This is a genomic window from Actinomyces sp. 594 (genome assembly GCF_019325145.1).
Classification (GTDB): domain Bacteria; phylum Actinomycetota; class Actinomycetes; order Actinomycetales; family Actinomycetaceae; genus Actinomyces.
Genome location: NZ_PIZC01000045.1, coordinates 37,046 through 56,191, shown reverse-complemented (window position 1 = coordinate 56,191; position 19,146 = coordinate 37,046). Strand labels below are relative to the sequence as shown.

Annotated in this window: 16 protein-coding genes and 1 pseudogene; 6 read left to right on the top strand and 11 right to left on the bottom strand. The window is 69.2% G+C overall.

Annotated elements, in window-relative coordinates; genetic code table 11:
* The 5 genes and pseudogenes from GZ998_RS07410 to GZ998_RS07390 form a co-directional block, all read right to left on the bottom strand.
* Positions 1–940, bottom strand: a pseudogene (locus tag GZ998_RS07410) (hypothetical protein); the annotation flags it as partial.
* Positions 941–948: 8 nt separating this feature from the next.
* Positions 949–2,238, bottom strand: coding sequence for an ABC transporter permease (locus tag GZ998_RS07405; protein ID WP_161924458.1), 1,290 nt, complete (start codon positions 2,236–2,238; stop codon positions 949–951).
* Between the two features lies 1 nt (position 2,239).
* On the bottom strand, positions 2,240–3,511 hold the full coding sequence (locus tag GZ998_RS07400; RefSeq protein WP_219109472.1) for a DUF2318 domain-containing protein: 1,272 nt from the start codon (positions 3,509–3,511) through the stop codon (positions 2,240–2,242).
* A gap of 87 nt (positions 3,512–3,598) precedes the next feature.
* The gene (locus GZ998_RS07395) at positions 3,599–4,240 is read right to left on the bottom strand and encodes an iron transporter (protein ID WP_272927779.1); all 642 of its coding nucleotides are present in this window, start codon (positions 4,238–4,240) and stop codon (positions 3,599–3,601) included.
* 102 nt (positions 4,241–4,342) lie between these two features.
* Positions 4,343–6,079: an FTR1 family protein gene (locus GZ998_RS07390; RefSeq protein WP_162678669.1), complete on the bottom strand. Its 1,737-nt coding sequence runs from the start codon at positions 6,077–6,079 to the stop codon at positions 4,343–4,345.
* A gap of 179 nt (positions 6,080–6,258) precedes the next feature.
* Here GZ998_RS07390 and GZ998_RS07385 point away from each other — a divergent pair, with 179 nt between their 5' ends.
* Positions 6,259–7,284, top strand: coding sequence for an FAD:protein FMN transferase (locus tag GZ998_RS07385; RefSeq protein ID WP_219109471.1), 1,026 nt, complete (start codon positions 6,259–6,261; stop codon positions 7,282–7,284).
* Between the two features lie 26 nt (positions 7,285–7,310).
* Here the strand turns inward: GZ998_RS07385 and GZ998_RS07380 are convergent, their stop codons facing one another.
* The 3 genes from GZ998_RS07380 to miaB all read right to left on the bottom strand — a co-directional run bounded on the left by GZ998_RS07380 (position 7,311) and on the right by miaB (position 10,487).
* Positions 7,311–7,694 (bottom strand): GntR family transcriptional regulator, encoded by a 384-nt coding sequence (locus GZ998_RS07380; RefSeq protein WP_162678667.1) that lies wholly within the window; start codon positions 7,692–7,694, stop codon positions 7,311–7,313.
* Positions 7,688–8,638 (bottom strand): hypothetical protein, encoded by a 951-nt coding sequence (locus GZ998_RS07375; RefSeq protein WP_219109470.1) that lies wholly within the window; start codon positions 8,636–8,638, stop codon positions 7,688–7,690. Before GZ998_RS07375 ends, GZ998_RS07380 begins: the two co-directional genes overlap by 7 nt.
* Positions 8,639–8,789: 151 nt before the next feature.
* On the bottom strand, positions 8,790–10,487 hold the full coding sequence (gene miaB / locus GZ998_RS07370; protein WP_219109469.1) for a tRNA (N6-isopentenyl adenosine(37)-C2)-methylthiotransferase MiaB: 1,698 nt from the start codon (positions 10,485–10,487) through the stop codon (positions 8,790–8,792).
* A 162-nt stretch (positions 10,488–10,649) separates the two neighbouring features.
* On the opposite strand from miaB, the gene GZ998_RS07365 reads away from it, so the two are divergent.
* The 4 genes from GZ998_RS07365 to GZ998_RS07350 all read left to right on the top strand — a co-directional run bounded on the left by GZ998_RS07365 (position 10,650) and on the right by GZ998_RS07350 (position 14,009).
* On the top strand, positions 10,650–11,429 hold the full coding sequence (locus tag GZ998_RS07365) for an amino acid ABC transporter ATP-binding protein (protein WP_161924466.1): 780 nt from the start codon (positions 10,650–10,652) through the stop codon (positions 11,427–11,429).
* 76 nt (positions 11,430–11,505) lie between these two features.
* Positions 11,506–12,393 carry a glutamate ABC transporter substrate-binding protein gene (locus tag GZ998_RS07360; protein WP_161924467.1) on the top strand — a complete coding sequence of 296 codons (888 nt, stop codon included), beginning with the start codon at positions 11,506–11,508 and terminating at the stop codon, positions 12,391–12,393.
* 36 nt (positions 12,394–12,429) lie between these two features.
* On the top strand, positions 12,430–13,110 hold the full coding sequence (locus GZ998_RS07355; RefSeq protein ID WP_161924468.1) for an amino acid ABC transporter permease: 681 nt from the start codon (positions 12,430–12,432) through the stop codon (positions 13,108–13,110).
* Positions 13,107–14,009 carry an amino acid ABC transporter permease gene (locus GZ998_RS07350; RefSeq protein ID WP_161924469.1) on the top strand — a complete coding sequence of 301 codons (903 nt, stop codon included), beginning with the start codon at positions 13,107–13,109 and terminating at the stop codon, positions 14,007–14,009. The genes GZ998_RS07355 and GZ998_RS07350 overlap by 4 nt, the downstream gene beginning before the upstream one ends.
* A gap of 10 nt (positions 14,010–14,019) precedes the next feature.
* Here GZ998_RS07350 and GZ998_RS07345 read toward each other — a convergent pair whose 3' ends face one another.
* Positions 14,020–15,540 carry an NAD(P)/FAD-dependent oxidoreductase gene (locus GZ998_RS07345; protein WP_219109468.1) on the bottom strand — a complete coding sequence of 507 codons (1,521 nt, stop codon included), beginning with the start codon at positions 15,538–15,540 and terminating at the stop codon, positions 14,020–14,022.
* 248 nt (positions 15,541–15,788) lie between these two features.
* On the opposite strand from GZ998_RS07345, the gene GZ998_RS07340 reads away from it, so the two are divergent.
* The gene (locus GZ998_RS07340) at positions 15,789–17,075 is read left to right on the top strand and encodes a hypothetical protein (RefSeq protein ID WP_219109467.1); all 1,287 of its coding nucleotides are present in this window, start codon (positions 15,789–15,791) and stop codon (positions 17,073–17,075) included.
* A 127-nt stretch (positions 17,076–17,202) separates the two neighbouring features.
* Here the strand turns inward: GZ998_RS07340 and GZ998_RS07335 are convergent, their stop codons facing one another.
* Together GZ998_RS07335 and recA are read right to left on the bottom strand one after the other, a co-directional pair.
* A complete protein-coding gene (locus tag GZ998_RS07335) occupies positions 17,203–17,757 on the bottom strand; it encodes a regulatory protein RecX (protein ID WP_162678660.1) in 555 nt (184 codons plus the stop codon).
* Positions 17,757–18,947, bottom strand: a complete 1,191-nt coding sequence (gene recA, locus GZ998_RS07330; protein ID WP_161924473.1) for a recombinase RecA — start codon at positions 18,945–18,947, stop codon at positions 17,757–17,759. The genes GZ998_RS07335 and recA overlap by 1 nt, the downstream gene beginning before the upstream one ends.
* Positions 18,948–19,146: the final 199 nt, after the last annotated feature.

Sequence of the window (19,146 nt, the reverse complement as noted above, 5' to 3'; positions counted from 1 at the left end):
CGACGCGGCCGGCCGCGTCAGAGTCGGCGACGGCGCCGGCGACGTCCTCCACGCTGACCGTGGAGGTGTCCACCGAGAACTCCACCACGTCGTAGCCAGCGTCGGCGGTGGCGGTAAGGGCCTCCAGCGCGGCGGTGGGAACGTAGACGATGTCGTCCTCCTCCCCACCGGTGTCCACGATGCCGGACACCCGCCACTGGGCCTTACCCGCTGCGGCCTCGTCCGACTTCGCCGGATCGCCGGTGGCTGAGCCGGCAGCCGAGTCTGTTGCTGGGGCGGTGGCCGAATCGGTGGCGGCGGGCTCGCCCACGGAGGCGAGGTTGTCGCTGGAGAGGTATTCGGCGGTGACGCTGGAGCCGAGGCTCAGCCCAGCGGCATCGGCCACATTCGTGCCGACCAGCACCTGCCCCTCGCCCGGCCAATCGCCGTCGATCTCCCAGTGCCCGTTCAGGGCGCGCACCGCATCGACGTCGATGCCCGCCACCAGGTAGGGGGACCGGTTGATGCGGATGGTCTCGTAGCGGTAGGCGGCGGTGGCCAGCTGGTCGATGCCGATGTCGGTGGCCGCGGCGACGGCGACGTCGACCAGATCCAGGTCGGCGTCGGTGATGCGCGCCGGCTGCGCCCCGCCGACTCCCGCCGTCCCAGCAGCCGCGTCCGTAGTGGTACCGGCGGTGGCTGAGTTCGAATCGGTGTCGATGGGAGTGACGATCAGGTTGGCGCCGAACTGGCGCATCTCCGCACTCATTTGGGCGGGGACCGCCAGGCAGATGGCCGCGAGGCAGAACAGGGTGGCCGCCCCGACTGCGGAGGAGCCGATAGCCGCGAGGGCGCGGGAGCGGCGCCGGAACATGGCGCCGATGAGCATGGTGGCGAACATGCGCCGGTTGGTCATAGGAGGGCTGGTCGCAGAGCGCTTGTTCGCAGAGCGTTCGGTCATGGTGCTCCTCACCGCCTGTGCAGGGCGGTCGCGGGCTGGATCCTCAGAATGGTGCGTAGCGAGGAGGCGGTGGCCACCAGCAGCACCAGTGCCACCAGCACCACCACCAGCACGTACACCATGGGCCGCATGGTGATGGAGGAGCCGAATACCACCTGCCCGATCAGCTGAGCGATGCCGGAGCCGACCAGCGCCCCCACCGCCGTGCCGATCGCGCCGATGACGGCGGTCTCGGCCAGGATCAGCCGGTTGATGGAGGCGGAGGAGGCACCCACCGCCTTGAGCAGGGCGAACTCGCTGGTGCGCTCCACCAGGGAGGCGGTGGTCAGGGAAGCGACGGCCAGCACCGCAGCGACCAGGCTGAGTGCGGTCATCAGGATCATCAGCGCCTGGGTCTTCTCCAGCACCTTGCCCTCCACCGCGGCGACCTGCCGCACCTGCTTGGCGACGGCGCCGGGAATGACCTCCTCGATCTGGTAGGAGATGGAGGAGGCGTAGGCGGTGCAGTACCAGGTCTCCCACTCGGCGGCGGACAGCACGTTGGGGTTGCGGGCCGCCTTGCGCGACAGGTCGTTCTCCGGAGTCGTCAGGGCCTTGACCTCTACCTCGTCCACCTGGCCGGCATGCCCCGTCAGGTCCTGGATGATCGCCAGTGGGGCGTAGAGGGAGTCATCGTCTTCGTCGCCGGAGGTGTACACGCCGGTTACGGTCAGGGAACGGTCCCCGGCGGCGGTGGACAGGGTTACGGTGTCACCTGCTCCCAAGCCCAGGCGACGGGCCAGGGAGGAGCCGACCACGGCTTCGTCGGCGTCGTCAGCGGGCCAGCTGCCCTCCAGCGTCCACCAAGAGCGCAGGGTGGTCACGCCGGCGACAGTCGTCTGGCCCGTGGACAGGCTGAGCTCCTTGTCGAACCACGTGCCGGTGACGGCCAGGTCCGTGGCCTGCCCGGAGGCCGAGGCCGCATCCACGTGGCCGGTGAGCTCTGCGGTGAAGTCGACGATGTTGTACGCCCAGAAGATCGTCTTGATGTTCGCGACCTCCTCCTCGGCGATGAATGCCGTGGACTCGGTGTCCGCGGTGGTCTCGTACAGGCTGGAGACGACGGCGTCGGCCTTGGGCTGGACGACGATGTTGGAGCCGTAGGCGGTCAGCTCCGCGTTCAGCTTGTCGCCGACGTCGAGCACGACGCCGAGCATGGCAACCGAGATGGAGGCGCACAGGGCCACGGTCAGGCCGACCAGGGAGCGGCGCCAGAGTTGACGGGTGAAGGAGCGGTGCAGCAGGCGTGAGAAGAACACGTCAGGCGAACACCTCCGCGCTGTCCTCCAGGGCGCTCAGGGGCACGCTGACGGTGCCGTCGGCAACCGCAAAGTCGATGGGGATGGGGTTGCAGCCGCCCTTGAAGCCGATGGTGGCCGGGTTGATGGCCACATCGCAGCGCTTGCAGATGATCTTGCCAGCACCCTCGTAGTAGCCGGCCGGACCGCAGGACTCGCAGGCGTCCAGGCCCACCCCGTAGGCGCCGCCGTTCTTCAGGATCATGATGAAGCGGACCTCGGTGCCGTCGGAGGTCGCGTAGGCGAAGCGGTGCAGGTGCCCGTCTCCCAGGACGGCGGCGGAGACCACCGCCGCGTCGGCGGTGACCTCGTAGGGCTCCGGATCGGACAGGGTGGGGACCTCGTTGACCTTGGCGACGGCGACGGTGCGAGTGGCCACCAGCGCCGCAAAGCCGATGCCGGAGGCGAGTACCCAGCGGCGCGAGCGGCGCCGCTCGGCGCGCAGGGCACGGGTGCGCGCCGGGTTGGCCTGGACCGGGGTGCGCCCGACAGCCCGGGCCAACGCGAAGCCCATGGGAACCAGCCAGACGGCCGCCGCGGTCAGCAGGACGACGCCGCCGGCATTGTTGGTAGCCCACGACATGACGCGGAAAGCGTCTCCGCCGAGCCGGATCCGGTGGGTGGACTGCAGCACCCGCGCCAGCTGGAAGACATGAACGGTGCCGAATGCAAGCACGAACACCAGCAGGGTGATCCGCGTGGGCCGCACCGGGGCCCGGCGGGCGGCGCGATAGTAGACGAAGGCGAACAGGGCCACCGCGATCCAGCCGCCGATGAAGCCGAGCGCACGCAGCAGCATCTGGGAGGACAGTACCTCCTCGCCCGGCTCGATGAAGGCCGCCAGCTGCAGCACTGCCTCAGGCACGGCGCGGAAGAAGGCCAGGGCGATCGCCAGGCAGCCGACGACTTGCGCGACTGTGCCCAGGCGCCCGTCCACGCCCCAGGTGGGCCGCCGTACCAGCAGGGCGAGCACCACGATCAGGACCGCATCGACTGCCACGCAGGCGATGAGCGTGGGAATGTTGACGGTGGTGCGCCGGTCGATCACGGAGGTGGCCCGCAGGACGGCGAAGACGAGGGCTCCGGCGGTACCGGTCAGGGCGGAGGCGAGGCGCCAGCGGCTGGCGCGCGGCCACCCCTCCACGGCTGTGGGTGTCAGCACCACCGCCAGGGCGGCGTACAGCAGGAAGGGCAGGGTGGCCCCGCCAACAACGGAAACAAAGCGCTCCAACACTCCGCAGGTGCTCCTCTCGGTATCGATTGCCTATGTCTGTTCACCCGTGCCTGCGGGCCGCGCGACGGCGGCGCCGTCACCGTGATCTCACCACTCCATGGGGGTGTAGTCCCAGTCCCAGGTGAGCTCTATCGGCTCGGTCCAGAAGCGGCCCTTGACGCCCGTGTCGGGGTCGGTGTGCAGCACCCAGCCGTTCTCCTCCGGGCTGTGGATGGTGATGGTGACGGTGTACTGGCCGGCGTCCGGCAGGGCGATGTTGCCGCCGTAGTGGGGGCCGTCGGAGGCGTTCATCTGCATGAAGGTGCCCTCCACGGCCTCGCCCGAGCCGTCGGCGGGGGCGATGGAGTAGTCAACGGTCAGTCCGGGCACGAAGTCTCCGGCGCCGTAGCCGAGGGTGTTGTCGGCCAGGGCGGTGACGTCGGCCTCCAGGTGCAGGTCCGCCTGCGAGGCAGGCAGTCCGGCGGCACCGGCGGGCTCCATATCGACCGGCTGGAAGTAGACGAGGTTGACGTTGATCTGGCCCTCTGCCTCCTGGTCCTTCTGGGACTCGTTGACGTCGAACTCCTCAAATCCGGCCTCGTTGTCGGAGGCGTCGCCGGCGTCCGCGGCAGCCTCGGTGGCCGTATCCGCGGAGGTGCCCGAGTCGTTGGATGAGCAGGCGGCCAGTCCGAGGCTCCCGGCCAGGACGATTGCGCCCGCGGCGCTGATGAGCTTGAGGGATCGCATGATGTGTTTCCTTCGTTGGTTGTTGGTGCTGGTTGTTAGTTCTGGTTGTTAGTTCTGGTTGTTAGTTCTGGTTGTTTGTGCTGGCTGTTTCTGCAGTGCCCAGGACTACTCGGCCGCTGCAGCGGCGTCTTCGTCTGCAGCGGCCTGGGCTGCGTCAGCCCTGCGGTGGCGGAGCACGGACACGGCGGAGAGGAGGACGACGACTGCGGCCATGAATGCCTGGAACAGGAGGGTCTCCCGGTAGGGGTACAGGCCCAGGTAGTCCTGCGTGGGCCACCCCTCGACGTAGGTCGCCGGGATGATGTCGCCCTCAATCAGGGCGTGGGCGCCGCCGCCGGCGAAGATCACGACGAGGACGGCCATGAGGAAACTCGTGATGGCGAAGAAGGGCCGTAGCGGAATCCTCACACTGGTGAAGCGGATGAGCAGGAAGACGACCACGAGCACCACCGCCCCGGCGGCGAAGCCCTGCCAGATGCTGGCCGAGCCGGAGGGGTCCATGGCGAACAGGGCCTCGTAGAACATGACGGTTTCGGCACCCTCACGGAAGACCGCCAGGAATGACAGGGAGGCCAGCGCCCAGAAGCCGCCGTCGGAGATGGAGGCCTCCGCCTTGTCCTTGATGTAGCGGTTCCAGGAGGCAACCGAGGACTTCGACAGCATCCAGTTGGAGGTGAACAGCAGCATGGCCATGGCGACCAGCGCCACCACGCCCTCCAGGATCTCCTGGTGGGCGGAGGCGGAGTCGTACAGCCAGGCGAAAAGGAGCGCCACCAACCCGGAGCCGGCCAGCCCCAGTACCACGCCGGCGTAGATGTACTTGACTCGTTCCCGCATGCCCGCCTTGAGCAGGTAGGCGATAACCGCGGCGACCACCAGGATCGCCTCCAGGCCCTCGCGCAGCAGGATCACGAAGGCCTGCCCGAAGGAACCAGTGAGCAGGGCCCTGACCGGGCTGATGCTCTCGGCCGCTCCGCCGTCGAGCGCCGCACCGTCCTCGGTCAGGTAGTTCTTGAGCGTCTCGGCCTCTGCGGTGATCTGCGTAATGTCGGCGCCGCCCACCATGGCCTTGCGGACGACCTTGAACTGGTTCTCCACCTCCGATACGCGGGCTCCGGAGATGGCGGACATGACGGTCTTCTCGAACCCGAGCTTCTCGTAGTAGCCGTAGTAGGCGTTGTTGACGTCTGCGGCGCCGCCCTCGCGATCCCCGGAGGCGGCCTTGTCCACACCGGAGTCGATGAGCTCGTTCATCTCGGCGGCCACGTCCGCCCAGGTGCGCTCACCGCGGCCCTCATTGACGCGGGTCTTGTTGGCCTGGAGCTCGGCCCGCTCGGTGGCGATGGCGGCAGCCTGGTCGGCGGCGTAGGTGCGCGGGTCGGGCAGGTCGGCCAGCTCGTCGAGCCGGCCGGCGCTCTCGGTCAGGGAGTCGGACAACCCGGTGACGCCGGAGTCGATGGCCTCGTCATTACCGGGGGCGTAGGCGGCCCGGCGCAGGTCGGTGAAGTCCTGCCGCTGCTCGGATGCGGTTTCCGCGCCGAGGTTGTCGGTGGTGACGACCTGCATGTTGGAGGCGACGTATCCGGAGTTGTAGGCGCGCTGGAAGGCGGCGGCGGCGCCGGAGGTGTCGCCTGCGGCGTAGGAGTCGGCGGCGGCGTCGAGCTGCGCGGAGATGGCGTCCGCCACGGCGGTCCAGGAGTCGTAGTCCGTGTCGGACTCGGCGGCACGGGCCGGGGACCACAATCCGCCCAGCACACCGGCAAGCAGCAATGCCACACCTAGCGCGATGACGGCGCGCGCCGGGCTGGAGACGCGGCGTTCCTGGGTAGGGGCACTGGGCATGTGGCCGGATTCCTTCGCGTGATGAGCGGGGTCAGGCGAGCCTCCCTATGCTTAGGCGAGGCTGGCCTGTATCCGAAAGAGTAAGCTCACATAATTGGATACGTCAAAGCCGAATCACTTGCCGGCTGACGCCGCGTCATGATCGGATGCGACGCAAAACGCCAGGTCAGGGAGGTTGTATGCGCGCACCGAGTACCCCGAGCGGGCTCGTCCAGGCCTGGCGCTTCGAGGCCACCGGCTGTCCCTGGAAGGTCCTTACACGCGATCGACTTCCCGACACGCTGCGCAAACGGATCACGGAGCGCATCAGTGCGTTCGAGGACGTCTGGTCCCGTTTCCGGCCCGGCTCACTGGTCCGGCGCGCGGCCGCCGGAGCCCTTCCCCGCCGGGCCGACGGCGGGGTGGAGCTGAGCCTGCCCCCGGGCTCAGGCACCCTGCTGGACCTGTACGACCGACTGCATGCGGTCACGGACGGACGCCTCGACCCGCTGGCCGGCGCGGACCTGGCGGAGCTCGGCTACGACGCCGAATACAGCTTCGCGGTGCGCGATGGCGCCGCCCATCGCTTGGGTGCAGTACACGGACGCGCCACCTGGGCCGGCTGGGCCTGCCACCGCGGCGACCTGCTGGTGCTGCGCGGGCCGGCGCTAATCGACGTCGGTGCCGCCGGCAAGGGGTTCTTGGCCGACCTGCTCGCCGACTGGCTGCGAGACGCCGCCTACGAGGAGTACCTGATCGACGCCGGGGGCGATCTGCTGGTGCATTGCGCCGAGCCGGTACGCATCGGGCTGGAGCTTCCCGGGGCGGGCGGGCACCCGGGCGCGCAGGGCAGGGGGGCAGCCCATGAAGCGGGCGGTAGCACCGGGGAGGTGATCGGCGTGGTGGAGCTGACCGACGGGGCCGTGTGCGCCTCGGGGGTCTCCCGCCGCACCTGGGGCCCGGGCCTGCACCACATCCTGGACGCGTACACGGGCCTGCCCGTGGCGGGGGCGAGCGCCGTCGTCGCCACCTGGACGGTGACACGCAGCTGCGCGGAGGCCGACGGGCTGGCCACGGCGCTGTTCGTGGCCGATCCGGCCCGCCTGGCCGCAGCCGGCTTCGACTACGACTTCGCCCTGCTGCGGGCCGACGGCTCCGCGGCTGCCTCCCGCACCTGGCGCGACCTGCCCGCCGAGCTCTTCACCTCCCCTCACCCAGGTCGGTAGACGTTACGTGCCGAGGTCGGTAGGCGTTACGTACCCGGGTCGGCCGTTGGCCGAGGATCGCGCAGCAGGCAGTCGCGCACGGCCGCCACGATCTGCTCGTCAGTGAGCCCGAGTTCCCGCATGCCAGTTACGCAGTACGCCGCCAGCTCGGCGGCGCTGCGCCCGCCCATGGGCGCGGGCGGTGCGACGATCGTGCCGGTGCGCCGATTGGTGCGGACCAGACCGGCCTGCTCGAGCTCCCGGTACGCTCGGGCGACGGTCCCCGGAGCGACCCCGAGGTCCGCCGCAAGCCGACGCACCGAGGGCAGTCTCGCCCCGACGTCGAGGTCCCCCGCAACGATCTGCGCCCGCAACTGGTCCCGGATCTGCTCGAAGGGGGGAGTCTGACCGGAAGCGTCGACTTTCAGCACGCCCGGCCCCCCTGCGCCGACGCCGACAGGTCATAGTCGCGCCACAGCACCAGGGAGGGGTTGCGCACCCGCCGTCCACGCTGCCACGGCACGAGGATCACCGCCCAGCACACGAGCCCCATGAGGAGGGCTGCCAGCCCCAGGAGCGCGGTCAGCTCCATCCCCCGGGCGCGCACCTCCGGGGCGATCAACCAGGTGGCGGAGGTCCCAAGAACAACCAGGGTCGCCAGGAGCCCGGCGCCGACGACCACGTCAAGCACCCCCCGGACGGCGCCCGAGCGCAGCGCATCATCCCAGGCGAGCTCGAGGTCGCTGTGCGCCCGCTGGGGGCGCTCGGCCAGAACCATTGCGAGCCGCAGGCAGAAGACTTCCGCCGCGCACAGGCACACCCCTGCGGCGATGACTGCCGCGGGCACCAGCCACCCGCCATCCGGGCGCAGCGGGGTCAGTGCCCACACCCCCAGGGCGGCGACGCAGGCGAGGGCGGTGGCCAGGACCGATAGGAGCGCCGCACGGCGGTCCCAGCGATCGCAGTACTCCCTCCATGTCGTGGCTCGGGCGCGCGCCACCCGGGGTGCGGTGGGTAGAGGATCGACCGCCTCCCGCATCAGCCCGATGATGGCGCCGGTCGCATGTCCAAGCGCAGTCGCCAGGAGCGTGATCAGCGGCACGAGGTGGGCGGCACCGACCGCCTGCGCCGCCACGGCCACCACGACTCCCACCACCCAGCCACCCCAGCCCCAGGCGATGGCGGCACGCGACCGGAGACGCAGGCGTGAGAGAACCTGTTGCCGAAGGTCGGGCGGCAGCGCGAGCCCCTGTCCGGCCAGGTAGTCCTCTGTGCGTTGATCCCGGCCAGAGCCGGGGCCGTCCCGGAGCGCGCTCGCGGCGGGCAGTTGGAATACGACGGCGGCGACGATTACCCATATGACGAATGCCGACATCTCGACCTCCCACTCAGTGTATCAACACACCCAGTGTGTCAGTACACGGCGAGGGAGTCAACTCGCGCGGGTACGCCCATCGAATCCAAGCCGCTCACGACGCGCGCCCTCAAGGCATCACCATTCCTGATCGCGAAGCCGCGCAGGCGGCCTACCGCGGCCCATGCGCCCCGGGACGAATCATCGGCATACCGATGGCCACCGGCGCCGCGTCCGGCTCGGGCTCCGCGTGGGCCTCACGGCGCCGCCGCTCCCAGGCATCCCCGGCGCGGGTACGCCGCACCTCGAAAAGGGCGGGGCCGTCGTCCGTCCAGATGCGGTCCCCGGCGCTCCGCACCGAATCGGCCGCGAGCGCACCGCCGGCCCCGGTGCCGCAGCGGGCGGAGTCGGCAATGAGATTGTGGGGGGCGCCGTGCGTCACCCGGACGGTAAGCATGTCGCCGGGCCGCGGGGCACCGGCGGCGTAGTCGTCGGCAGCCAGCCCCACGGGCAGGGCGGCGTGCACCAGGCGGTTGTCGTCGGCGCGGCCGGAGATGCGGGCCGTGGCCTGGTCGCGGCGCCCCTCACCTTCGGCCACGAGGATCTCGACGGTACGCCCCTCCTGGCGCTCGTTCTCCTCCCGGGTAATGCGGCGCACGAGCTCATCCAGCCGGGCGTAGCGCTCCTTGACCACCTCGAGCGGCACCTGGTCGGGCATGCCGGCGGCCGGGGTACCCGGGCGCGGGGAGAACTCGAAGGTGAAGGCGGAGGCGAAGCGGGCCTGCTCGACGACGTCGAGGGTGGCCTGGAAATCCGCCTCGGTCTCCCCGGGGAAGCCGACAATCAGATCGGTGGTGATGGCGGCTTGCGGCATCCGGTCACGCACCCGCTCGAGGATGTCCAGGAACCGGCGGGTGCGGTAGGAGCGTCGCATGGCCCGCAGGACCCGGTCCGAGCCGGACTGCAGCGGCATGTGCAGGCTGGGCATGACCGTGGGCGTGTCGGCCATGGCATCGATGACGTCGTCGGTGAAGGCGGCCGGGTGGGGGCTGGTGAAGCGCACCCGCTCAATGCCATCCACGTTCCCGGCCGCGCGCAGCAGGCCGGCGAAGGCACCGCGCTCACCGAAGCCGACGCCGTAGGAGTTGACGTTCTGACCGAGCAGGGTGACCTCGATGGCACCCTGGGCGGCCACGGCCTCCACCTCCGCCAGCACGTCCCCGGGGCGCCGGTCGCGCTGCTTGCCGCGCAGGGAGGGCACGATGCAGAAGGTGCAGGTGTTGTTACAGCCCACCGCGATGGACACCCAGGCGGCGTAGGCGGATTCGCGGCGCGTGGGCAGGGTGGAGGGGAAGACCTTCAGCGACTCCTCGATCTCGACGGCGGCCTCGGCATTGTGGCGGGCGCGGTCCAGCAGCGCGGGCAGCACGTCGATGTTGTGGGTGCCGAAGACGACGTCGACCCACGGGGCCTTCTCAACGATCCCCTCCCCCATCTGCTGGGCGAGGCAGCCGGCCACGGCGATCTGCATGCCGGGCCGCTCCCGCTTGACGGCCGCGAGTTGCCCCAGGTTGCCGAACAGGCGCGTGGCGGCGTTCTCCCGCACGGAGCAGGTGTTGATGATGACGACGTCCGCACCGCCGTCGCCGGCCGCAGTGGCGCGCGCCGCGACCTCAGGAACATCCTCGGCGCGGCGGTAGCCCGCCTGCTCCAGCAGGCCGGCCATGTGCTCGGAGTCGTGGACGTTCATCTGGCAGCCGAGCGTGCGCACGTGGTATGTGCGCGGCAGCAGCTCGCGCACGGGCGTGAGTGCGGGCGCAGGCGCGGCTGCGTGGGGAACACTGGTACGGGGTGTATCGGTGACGGTCATCGCCAGCAGTCTAGAGCCCACCCCTACCCCATGGGCTTACGTGGGACCTTTCGCCCCGGCAGGCCTTTCGGGTGATTTCCGTAACGTCGTCGCCCACCCGCCGTAACATGCCAGAAACACACCTGGCCCATTGCCGACATGGACTGCGGATGTCATTGCGGCATGAATGCCACACCCACGCCAGTGCCCGGGCACGCTGACCACCGGGAGGCGCTCGTTGAGATCATTGGCCTCAACAAGCACTTTGGCGATCTGCACGTGCTCAAGGACATCAACCTCTCCGTGCACCGGCAGGAGGTGGTCGTAGTCCTGGGGCCGTCCGGATCGGGAAAGTCGACCCTGTGCCGCACCATCAACCGGCTGGAGTCCATCGACTCCGGCATCATTCGCATTGACGGCCAGGAGCTGCCGCAGGAGGGCAAGGACCTGGCCCGGCTACGGGCCGACGTCGGCATGGTCTTCCAGTCCTTCAACCTGTTCGCCAACAAGACCATTCTCGACAACGTCACCCTCGGCCCCATCAAGGTGCGCGGGACCCCCAGGGCCGAGGCCGAGGAGCAGGCGCGCCAGCTGCTGCGGCGGGTGGGCGTGGAGACCCAGGCAGCCAAGTTCCCGGCCCAGCTGTCCGGCGGCCAGCAGCAGCGCGTCGCCATCGCCCGGGCCCTGGCGATGCGCCCTAAGGTGATGCTCTTCGACGAGCCCACCTCCGCCCTGGACCCCGAGATGGTCAAGGAGGTCCTCGATGTCATGACCGAGCTGGCGGCTGAGGGCATGACTATGATCATCGTCACTCACGAGATGGGCTTTGCCCGCCAGGCCGCCGACCGCGTTGTCTTCATGGCTGACGGCGCCATCGTGGAGCAGGCTCCGCCCGACCAGTTCTTCACCAGCCCGCGCACCGACCGGGCCAAGGACTTCCTGTCCAAACTCATCACGCACTAAGCGTGCGGGCGGTCGCCGACGCTACGGCGCGTCACTCGGCTCACCCCAGCGACAACCATTCACACAGGAGGCCGGCATGGCACCCATCCTTCACACTCCTCGTGGCCGACGGCGCCCGCGCACCGGCCCGGGTCTTCGCGCCCGCGCCCTGGCGGCGGTCATCATCGGCCTGGCGGTGGTCATGACGCCGCTGGCGGCCTGCGGTGCCGACTCCGCCGGCTCCGGGCACACCATCCGCATCGGCATCAAGTTCGACCAGCCCGGCATGGGCCTGAAGGACGGCGCACGCTACACCGGCTTCGACGTCGAGATGGGCCGCGCCATAGCGGGCAAGCTCGGCTACACCGAGGACGAGATCACCTGGATCGAGGCCGTCTCCGCCCAGCGCGAGACAATGCTGCAGAACGGGCAGGTGGACATGGTCATCGGCACCTACTCGATCACCGACGCGCGGCGGGAGAAGATCACCTTCGCCGGGCCATACTTCATAGCCGGCCAGGACCTGCTCGTGCGCACCGGCTCCGACATCAACGGGCCCGATGACATGGACGGGCACATCCTGTGCTCAGTGGAGGGATCAACCTCGGCACAGACCATCCGCGACAACTACTCCTCCGGCTCCGTGCAGCTGTTCCCAGTGCGCTCCTACTCCCAGTGCGTGGAGTTCCTGGCGGCGGGCACGGTGGATGCGGTTACCACCGACAACATCATCCTGGCGGGTTTCGCCGCACAGCCGAACTACACCGGCAAGGTGGAGGTAGTCGGCAACGCCTTCTCCGAGGAGCACTACGGTGTCGGCCTGCCCAAGGACGGCGCCGAGCGCTGCCGCGCGGTCAACCAGGCCATCACCCAGATCATCGCCGAGGGCACCTGGAGCCGGCTCCTGGAGGAATCCGTGGGCACGTCCTTCGATCCCGACACGGCGCTCAACCCGCCTGCGGTCGACGACTCGCTGTGCGAGTAGCCCCGCCCACTCCCGGATCAAGGAAAGGAAGAGTCATTGAGTGAGCTGCTTTCCCAGTACAACATCCTTGGCGCGTTCCTAGTCAATATCGAGCTGACCGTCTTCTCCGCGCTCGGCGCCGCCCTGCTGGGCACGGTCCTGATGATCATGCGGGTCAGCCCCATGGGGTCACTGCGCGGATTCGCCACGGCCTTCACCAACATCGTCATGAATATCCCGCTGACCCTGATCATCCTGGCCTGCTCACTGGGCCTTTACGGGCAGCTCGGCATCGTGGTCTCCGGCCGGTGGGGTGACCAGTGGCTGGCGCGCAACTCCTTCTGGCTGACGGTCATCGGCCTGAGCGTGTACACGGCGACCTTCGTGTGCGAGGCGCTGCGCTCCGGCCTGAACACCGTCCCGCGCGGGCAGGCAGAGGCCGCCCGTGCAATCGGCCTGGGCTTCGGGCAGACCATGAGCTCGATCATCCTGCCGCAGACGCTGCGCGGGGCGGTGGCACCGCTGGGCAACACGCTGATCGCCCTGGCGAAGAACACCACGGTCGCCTCGGCCGCCGGCGTCGCCCAGGCCGCCTCGGTCATGTCCGACATGTTCGAGTTCTCCCCGCAGCACCTGCTGGCGATCTTCGCCATCTTCGCGATCGGCTGGACCATCATCGTCCTGCCGATCGGGCTGCTCACAACCTCCCTTTCCCGAAAGCTGGCGGTGGCACGATGAACGACCAGTCGCTCCTATTCGACTTGCCGGGCCCCAAGGCCCTGCGCCGCGAGCGCATCGGCAACGTAATCGGCGTGATCCTCCTGGTGGCGCTGGGGGCGTGGGTGATCGCGGCCCTGGCCGCCAAGGACCAGTTCACAGCCGCGCGGTGGGCGCCCTTCCTGACCGCGTCCGCCTGGACTGACTACTTGCTGCCCGGCCTGTGGGCGACGCTGCGTGCCGCGGCCGTGGCACTGGTGGCCGCCTTCGTCTTCGGTGTTGCCTTCGGCCTGGGGCGGCTCGCGGACGCCCGCCTGGTGCGCTGGCTGAGCACCGTAGTGGTGGAGTTCTTCCGGGCGGTACCAGTCCTGGTGCTCATGCTGTTCTTCTACTTCATGTTCTCCCAGGTCTCCTTCGTCCCCGCGAGCTCGGCGGCCTTCTGGGGCGTAGTGACGGCCCTGACCCTGTACAACGGCTCGGTGGTGGCCGAGCTGGTCCGCTCCGGTATCCACTCCCTGCCCTCCGGCCAGCGGGAGGCGGCCCTGGCGATTGGGCTCACCCCGACGCGCTCGCGCCGACTCATCGAGCTGCCCCAGGCGCTGGTGGCGATGATGCCGGCCATGATCAGCCAGCTGATCGTGGCACTGAAGGACACGGCGCTGGGCTACATCATTACCTACTCCGAGCTGCTGGCCGCGGGCAGCCTGCTGGGCAGCGCGAAGGCGAACCTGATCCCGTCCCTGATCGTGACCGCCGCCATCTTCGTGGTGCTCAACTTCGGGATGTCCTGGTTGGCGCAGCGGCTGGCGGACCGGCTCAGCCGCCGCACCAGCGAGGAGATGACTACGGTCACCGGCATCGCCACCGCGGCGGATGTGGCGGACATTCCCGCCCCGACGACGCCGCAGCAGCCGCGCTGAGCCCGAGCGCTCAGGCGGAGGGGCGGGACTGCTCGCGCCGCCGGGCGAGCCGGGCATCGTGCTCGGCGGCCGCCGCGAAGGCGGCACCGGGCGCGGCCACTGAGCCGAAGCTGGCCAGATCGCGGCGGAAGACGACGGCGGCCAGCCAGTCCATCATGATGCGCACCTTCCGGTTCAAGGTGGGCATGGCGTAGACGTGGTAGCCCCGGTGAGCGGTCCAGGCCAGGAAACCGCGCAGGTTGTGGCCCATGATGCGGGCCACGCCCTTGCCGATACCCAGGGAGGCGACGGTGCCGAGATTCTCGTGCCGGTAGGAGTTCAGCCGGGGCTCGTGAGCGCCGCCGGCCGCCAAGGTGGCCGCCAGGTTCTCAGCCAGTACCTTGGCTTGGCGCACGGCGTGCTGGGCGGTGGGGGCGCAGGTGGCGTCCGGTTCTGCGCTGGTGAGGTCCGGCACGGCCGCGCAGTCGCCGGCCCCCCAGGCGCCCGCGACGACGACGCCGTCGCGGGCCACTTGCAACGTGGGCAGGGCGGTCACGCGACCGCGCGCATCGATCGGCAGATCGGAGTCCGCCAGTACCGGGGCTGCCTTCACGCCGGCGGTCCACACGATGGTGTCGGCGTCGAACTCGGTTCCGTCGGACAGGACCACGTGCCCGTCGACGCAGGAGTTAAGGAAGGTGGACAGCCGCACGTCGATGTCCCGCTCGCGCAGCTGCTGCAGGCCGTAGCCGGACAGCTCCTCGGTCAGCTCCGGCAGGATGCGGCGGGTGCCCTCCACCAGCACGAAGTGCACGTCCTCCTGTGCGATGCTGGGAATCTTGGCGACGGCGGCGCGAGCCATGTCCTCCAGCTCGGCAATCGCCTCCACGCCGGCGAATCCTCCGCCGACGAACACGAAGGTCAGCAGGCGCCGACGGCGGTCGTGGTCCCACGTGGAGGCGGCGTCCTCGATACGGGAGAGCACCCGGTTGCGCAGCGCCAGGGCCTCCTCCACCTGCTTGAAGCCGAGGGCCTGCTCCGCCAGGCCGGGAATGGGGAGGGTGCGGGCCTCGGCGCCCAGGGCCAGCACCAGGTAGTCATAGGCGAGCGGGTACGGCTCTGGGGCCACGAGCGTGGATTCCGGGACCGGGGGCGTGATGGTGATGGTGCGGCTGGCGTGGTCAATGGCGGTGACCGAGCCGGTGAGGATGGTGATGCCGTCCAGGCTGCGGCGGTGGGAGGCGACCACGTGCCGCGGCTGGATGGAGCCTGCGGCGACCTCCGGCAGGAAGGGCTGGTAGGTCATGTACGGGCGCGGGTCGACGACGGCGATCTCGACCTCGTCGGTGTTCAGCCGCCTGCGCAGCGCCCGGGCTACGGTGAAGCCGACGTAGCCGCCACCGGCGATGATCACGCGTGGCGGGCGGTGACGGTCGGCGTCGACGGAGACGGCGGGCACGCGCGGACGGGGCGTGCGGGCGGTGAGGGCGATTGCGGCGCCCGCAGCGGCGAGGCCCGCGGCGCCCATGGCGATGGCGACAGGACGTCTCATAGGGAAAATGTAAGGGTTGCCTTACGTAAGAGGAAATCAATGCCGATGCCGCTCCCCATGATTCACCTCACACCTGCGTCCCCGCGCGCCCCAGGCCAACTTCTGTAACAGCCCGGCACCAGCCGCGTACCGCCCGTGCCACGGCACCAGCCCGCCCCGGTGACACCCAGGGAAATAACGCTTGCGAAAACCGTGACATGCCTGTTTTACTCCCCGTTGTCCCAGACATTGACCCAGGAGCCTTAGTAATGCGACTTCGTAATCTCCCCCGCCGTACGGCCGCACTGGTCGCCGCCTCCGCCCTGGCCGCTGCGGCGGCATGCTCCTCCCCCACGGCGACGCAGGCCGGCTCCTCCGCGGCAGCCTCGCCTAGCCGCACCACCTACGGCACGCAGACCCCTCTGGCGGGTAACTTTGAGGCCTCGGGACTAACCGCCACCACGCTCAGTTTCAAGGCAGAAACGGGCACGGTCTACGCGGACGAGGCAGGTGTTACCTACATCGAACCGCGCACGGACGCCTCCGCGGACCTGACGGTTCGGCGTGCGCTGTGGGACGGTACCGAAGCCTGGTCCACCGCCGTGGCGGTGCCCGACGACGTGGCCGACATGCATCTGCGGCTGAGCGCGGACCCGGGGATCGGCGTCGTCTCGGTGTGGTTCGCCGGACCAGACGAGACGAGTGAGGACGAGATCCTCCTGCGGAACACCGAGGCCATGGCGAATCAGGTCACCTGGCTGGAGCTGGAGACCGGCCGGGCCGCCTCCGAGGATCTGGCGACGGCGGCATTCGAGTACGCGGGCGTGTCGGTGCGCTCCAATGAGAACTTCGCGGGCGCGATCGTCATGGAGGACGACTCAACGACCTCCGGCGTGCTGTACGTCAACGCCGACCTCTCGTTGACCGGATCGAGCTGGGGTGAGCTGCTCTCAGCCGAGGGCGACTTCCAGCTGAGCGACGTGGCCCAGTGGAATGGCACGCCGCTGTTCACCCTCACCGACAAGCAGGTTGACACCAACAACATCGTGCAGCTCGGCCCCGCCGAGCTGCTGATCGCCGACAGTGACAGCGTTCGGTTCATCCCTGGTCCCACGCACCTGGGGCTGAAGCACAACGAGGACCTGTGGCTGGTGGATGAGACGGGTGCCGTCGTCGAGGTGGACACCAGCGCCTGCGAGCTGGGTGAGAACCACCAGTACCCGACCATCTCCGACACCGCCCTGTATGCAGGCCTCGCTCGCGTCACCCTTGATGATCACTCCTTGGAGTGCCTGGCCGATCTCGCTCCCACTGCGGACGCCAAGATCGCCGGGGAGTTCTCCGACGGCAGCCTGCTGCTCACCTCGACCTTATACGGGGCCGATGTGCAGGGCACCTGGTTGGTTCCGGCGGACCGCTCAGAGGCCGTGAAGCTGGACAACACTTTCAACTCGACTGAGGTGCACTCCGACTACATCGTCCAAATCACCGACGGCGCCGAGGTCACGTTCGTAGACGTCTACGACTACCGTGACCTGACGCTGCCGCAGGAGTGACACCGGGTGTCATCCCCAGCCGAGTTCCGGCAGGGTGCGCGCCTGCACCCAGCGCTGGGCGCACCGTCTAAGTGGGCGCAACTGGCCGCACACCACGCAGCCCCTACCCCCACATAGGCAATACGACCTAGGCGCCCCACTCGGTTTCCGATGCAGCCTCCGGGCTCATGCGCACGGCCCCGGTGCCGGCCCCCTCCTCCGCCAGAGCACGCTCGACGGCACGCGCGGCTACGTCGGCGCCGTACCCCTTGCGGCCCAGTGCGGCCAGGGCGCGGCGCCGACGTACAGCGGGCTCAAGCCCACGGCTGGCAGCTAGTCGCTTGCGCGCCAGCACCAGGGCGGCCGCATCCTCGTCCTCGCCATCGATCTGGGCCAGGGCGGCGTGGATGTGTCCCTCCCCCAGGCCCTTGCGGCGTAGCTCGTCCGCGATAGCGCGCCGGGCGGCTCCCTTCTCCGCAAAGCGGGTACGGGCCAGGCGGGCGGCATAGGCGGCGTCGTCAATCACCCCCGCCGCCTCAAGCCGGTCCAGAACCTCCCGGGCGACGGCGGGGTCGGTCTGCTTACGCTCCAGCAGCAGCGCCAGTGCCGCGCGCGGTGCAGCGGAGCGGTCGAGGCGGCGCAGGACGATATCCCTGGCCACCTCGACCTGCTCGGTGTGCGCATCCGGGGTGAGCCAGGGCATCAGAAGCCGCCGGCGTCCTCACCGAACATGGCGTCGGCCTCCTCGGCCGCAGCCGCCTTCTTCTTGCGTCCGCCCGCCTTGGACGCAGTTGCCGCAGTGCCCTTCCCGCCCGCAGGGGCAGTCTGCGCAGCGGCGGCCTGCTCCGCAGCCTCCTGCTCCGCCTCCTCGCGGGCCTTCCGGCCCGGCTCGCCAATGCCGAGAGCAGCCAGGATCTTGTACTCGATCTCATCGGCGAGCTCAGGATTGTCCTTGAGGAAGGTACGCGCGTTCTCCTTACCCTGGCCGAGCTGGTCGGTGCCGTAGGTGAACCAGGCGCCGGACTTGCGCACAATGCCGTTCTCCACGCCCAGGTCAAGGATGCCGCCCTCCCGGGAGATGCCCTGTCCGTAGAGAATGTCGAACTCGGCCTGCTTGAAGGGCGGAGCCATCTTGTTCTTGACGACCTTCGCCCGGGTGCGGTTGCCAACCGGCTGGTCGCCGTCCTTAAGGGTTTGGATGCGGCGCACGTCGATACGCACGGAGGCGTAGAACTTCAGGGCCTTGCCGCCGGTGGTGGTCTCGGGGTTGCCGAAGAACACGCCGATCTTCTCACGCAGCTGGTTGATGAAGATGGCTGTGGTACCGGTGGCCGACAGGGCACCGGTGATCTTGCGCAGCGCCTGGCTCATCAGCCGCGCCTGCAGGCCGACGTGCGAGTCGCCCATCTCACCCTCGATCTCAGCCTTGGGCACGAGGGCGGCTACGGAGTCGATGACAATGATGTCCAGTCCGCCGGAGCGGATGAGCATGTCCGCGATCTCCAGGGCCTGCTCGCCCGTATCCGGCTGGGAGACCAGCAGGTTGTCGGTGTCTACGCCCAGAGCTTTGGCGTAGACCGGGTCCAGGGCGTGCTCGGCGTCAATGAAGGCGGCATTGCCGCCGGCCTTCTGCGCGTTGGCGACGGCGTGCAGCGCGACTGTGGTCTTGCCGGACGACTCCGGCCCGTAGATCTCTACTACACGGCCACGCGGTAGTCCACCGATGCCCAGGGCGACGTCGAGTGCGACGGAGCCGGTGGGGATTACCGACACCGGCGGCCGGGAGTCGTCTCCGAGTCGCATGACGGAGCCCTTGCCGAAGGACTTATCGATCTGGGCGAGGGCGGTGGCCAGGGCCTTGGAGCGGTCCTGCGTCTGGGTTGCAGCGGGCATTGGTATTCCTCTGTTCTCGTGCGGCTCTCCGCCGCGGTGGCTACGTCTGGTCCTGGTTGCGGTACCCCTCTCCGGGGCTCACGAGCGACGTTATGCCGGACCACTGACATGTATCACCACCGCTTAACCGTCCCTGTGGACGCGGGGTGCGTCAACGCCGCCTGTGGACAACAGTAGGCGAACAACTGTTCGAATAGCG

Bases quoted from the DNA above. Each gene is read 5' to 3' on its own strand.
- GZ998_RS07345 (WP_219109468.1), bottom strand. From the start codon at position 15,540: ATGAGACGTCCTGTCGCCATCGCCATGGGCGCCGCGGGCCTCGCCGCT.
- GZ998_RS07340 (WP_219109467.1), top strand. From the start codon at position 15,789: ATGCGACTTCGTAATCTCCCCCGCCGTACGGCCGCACTGGTCGCCGCC.
- GZ998_RS07385 (WP_219109471.1), top strand. From the start codon at position 6,259: ATGCGCGCACCGAGTACCCCGAGCGGGCTCGTCCAGGCCTGGCGCTTC.
- GZ998_RS07390 (WP_162678669.1), bottom strand. From the start codon at position 6,079: ATGCCCAGTGCCCCTACCCAGGAACGCCGCGTCTCCAGCCCGGCGCGC.
- GZ998_RS07375 (WP_219109470.1), bottom strand. From the start codon at position 8,638: ATGTCGGCATTCGTCATATGGGTAATCGTCGCCGCCGTCGTATTCCAA.
- GZ998_RS07335 (WP_162678660.1), bottom strand. From the start codon at position 17,757: ATGCCCTGGCTCACCCCGGATGCGCACACCGAGCAGGTCGAGGTGGCC.
- GZ998_RS07365 (WP_161924466.1), top strand. From the start codon at position 10,650: ATGAATGCCACACCCACGCCAGTGCCCGGGCACGCTGACCACCGGGAG.
- GZ998_RS07350 (WP_161924469.1), top strand. From the start codon at position 13,107: ATGAACGACCAGTCGCTCCTATTCGACTTGCCGGGCCCCAAGGCCCTG.
- miaB (WP_219109469.1), bottom strand. From the start codon at position 10,487: ATGACCGTCACCGATACACCCCGTACCAGTGTTCCCCACGCAGCCGCG.
- recA (WP_161924473.1), bottom strand. From the start codon at position 18,947: ATGCCCGCTGCAACCCAGACGCAGGACCGCTCCAAGGCCCTGGCCACC.
- GZ998_RS07360 (WP_161924467.1), top strand. From the start codon at position 11,506: ATGGCACCCATCCTTCACACTCCTCGTGGCCGACGGCGCCCGCGCACC.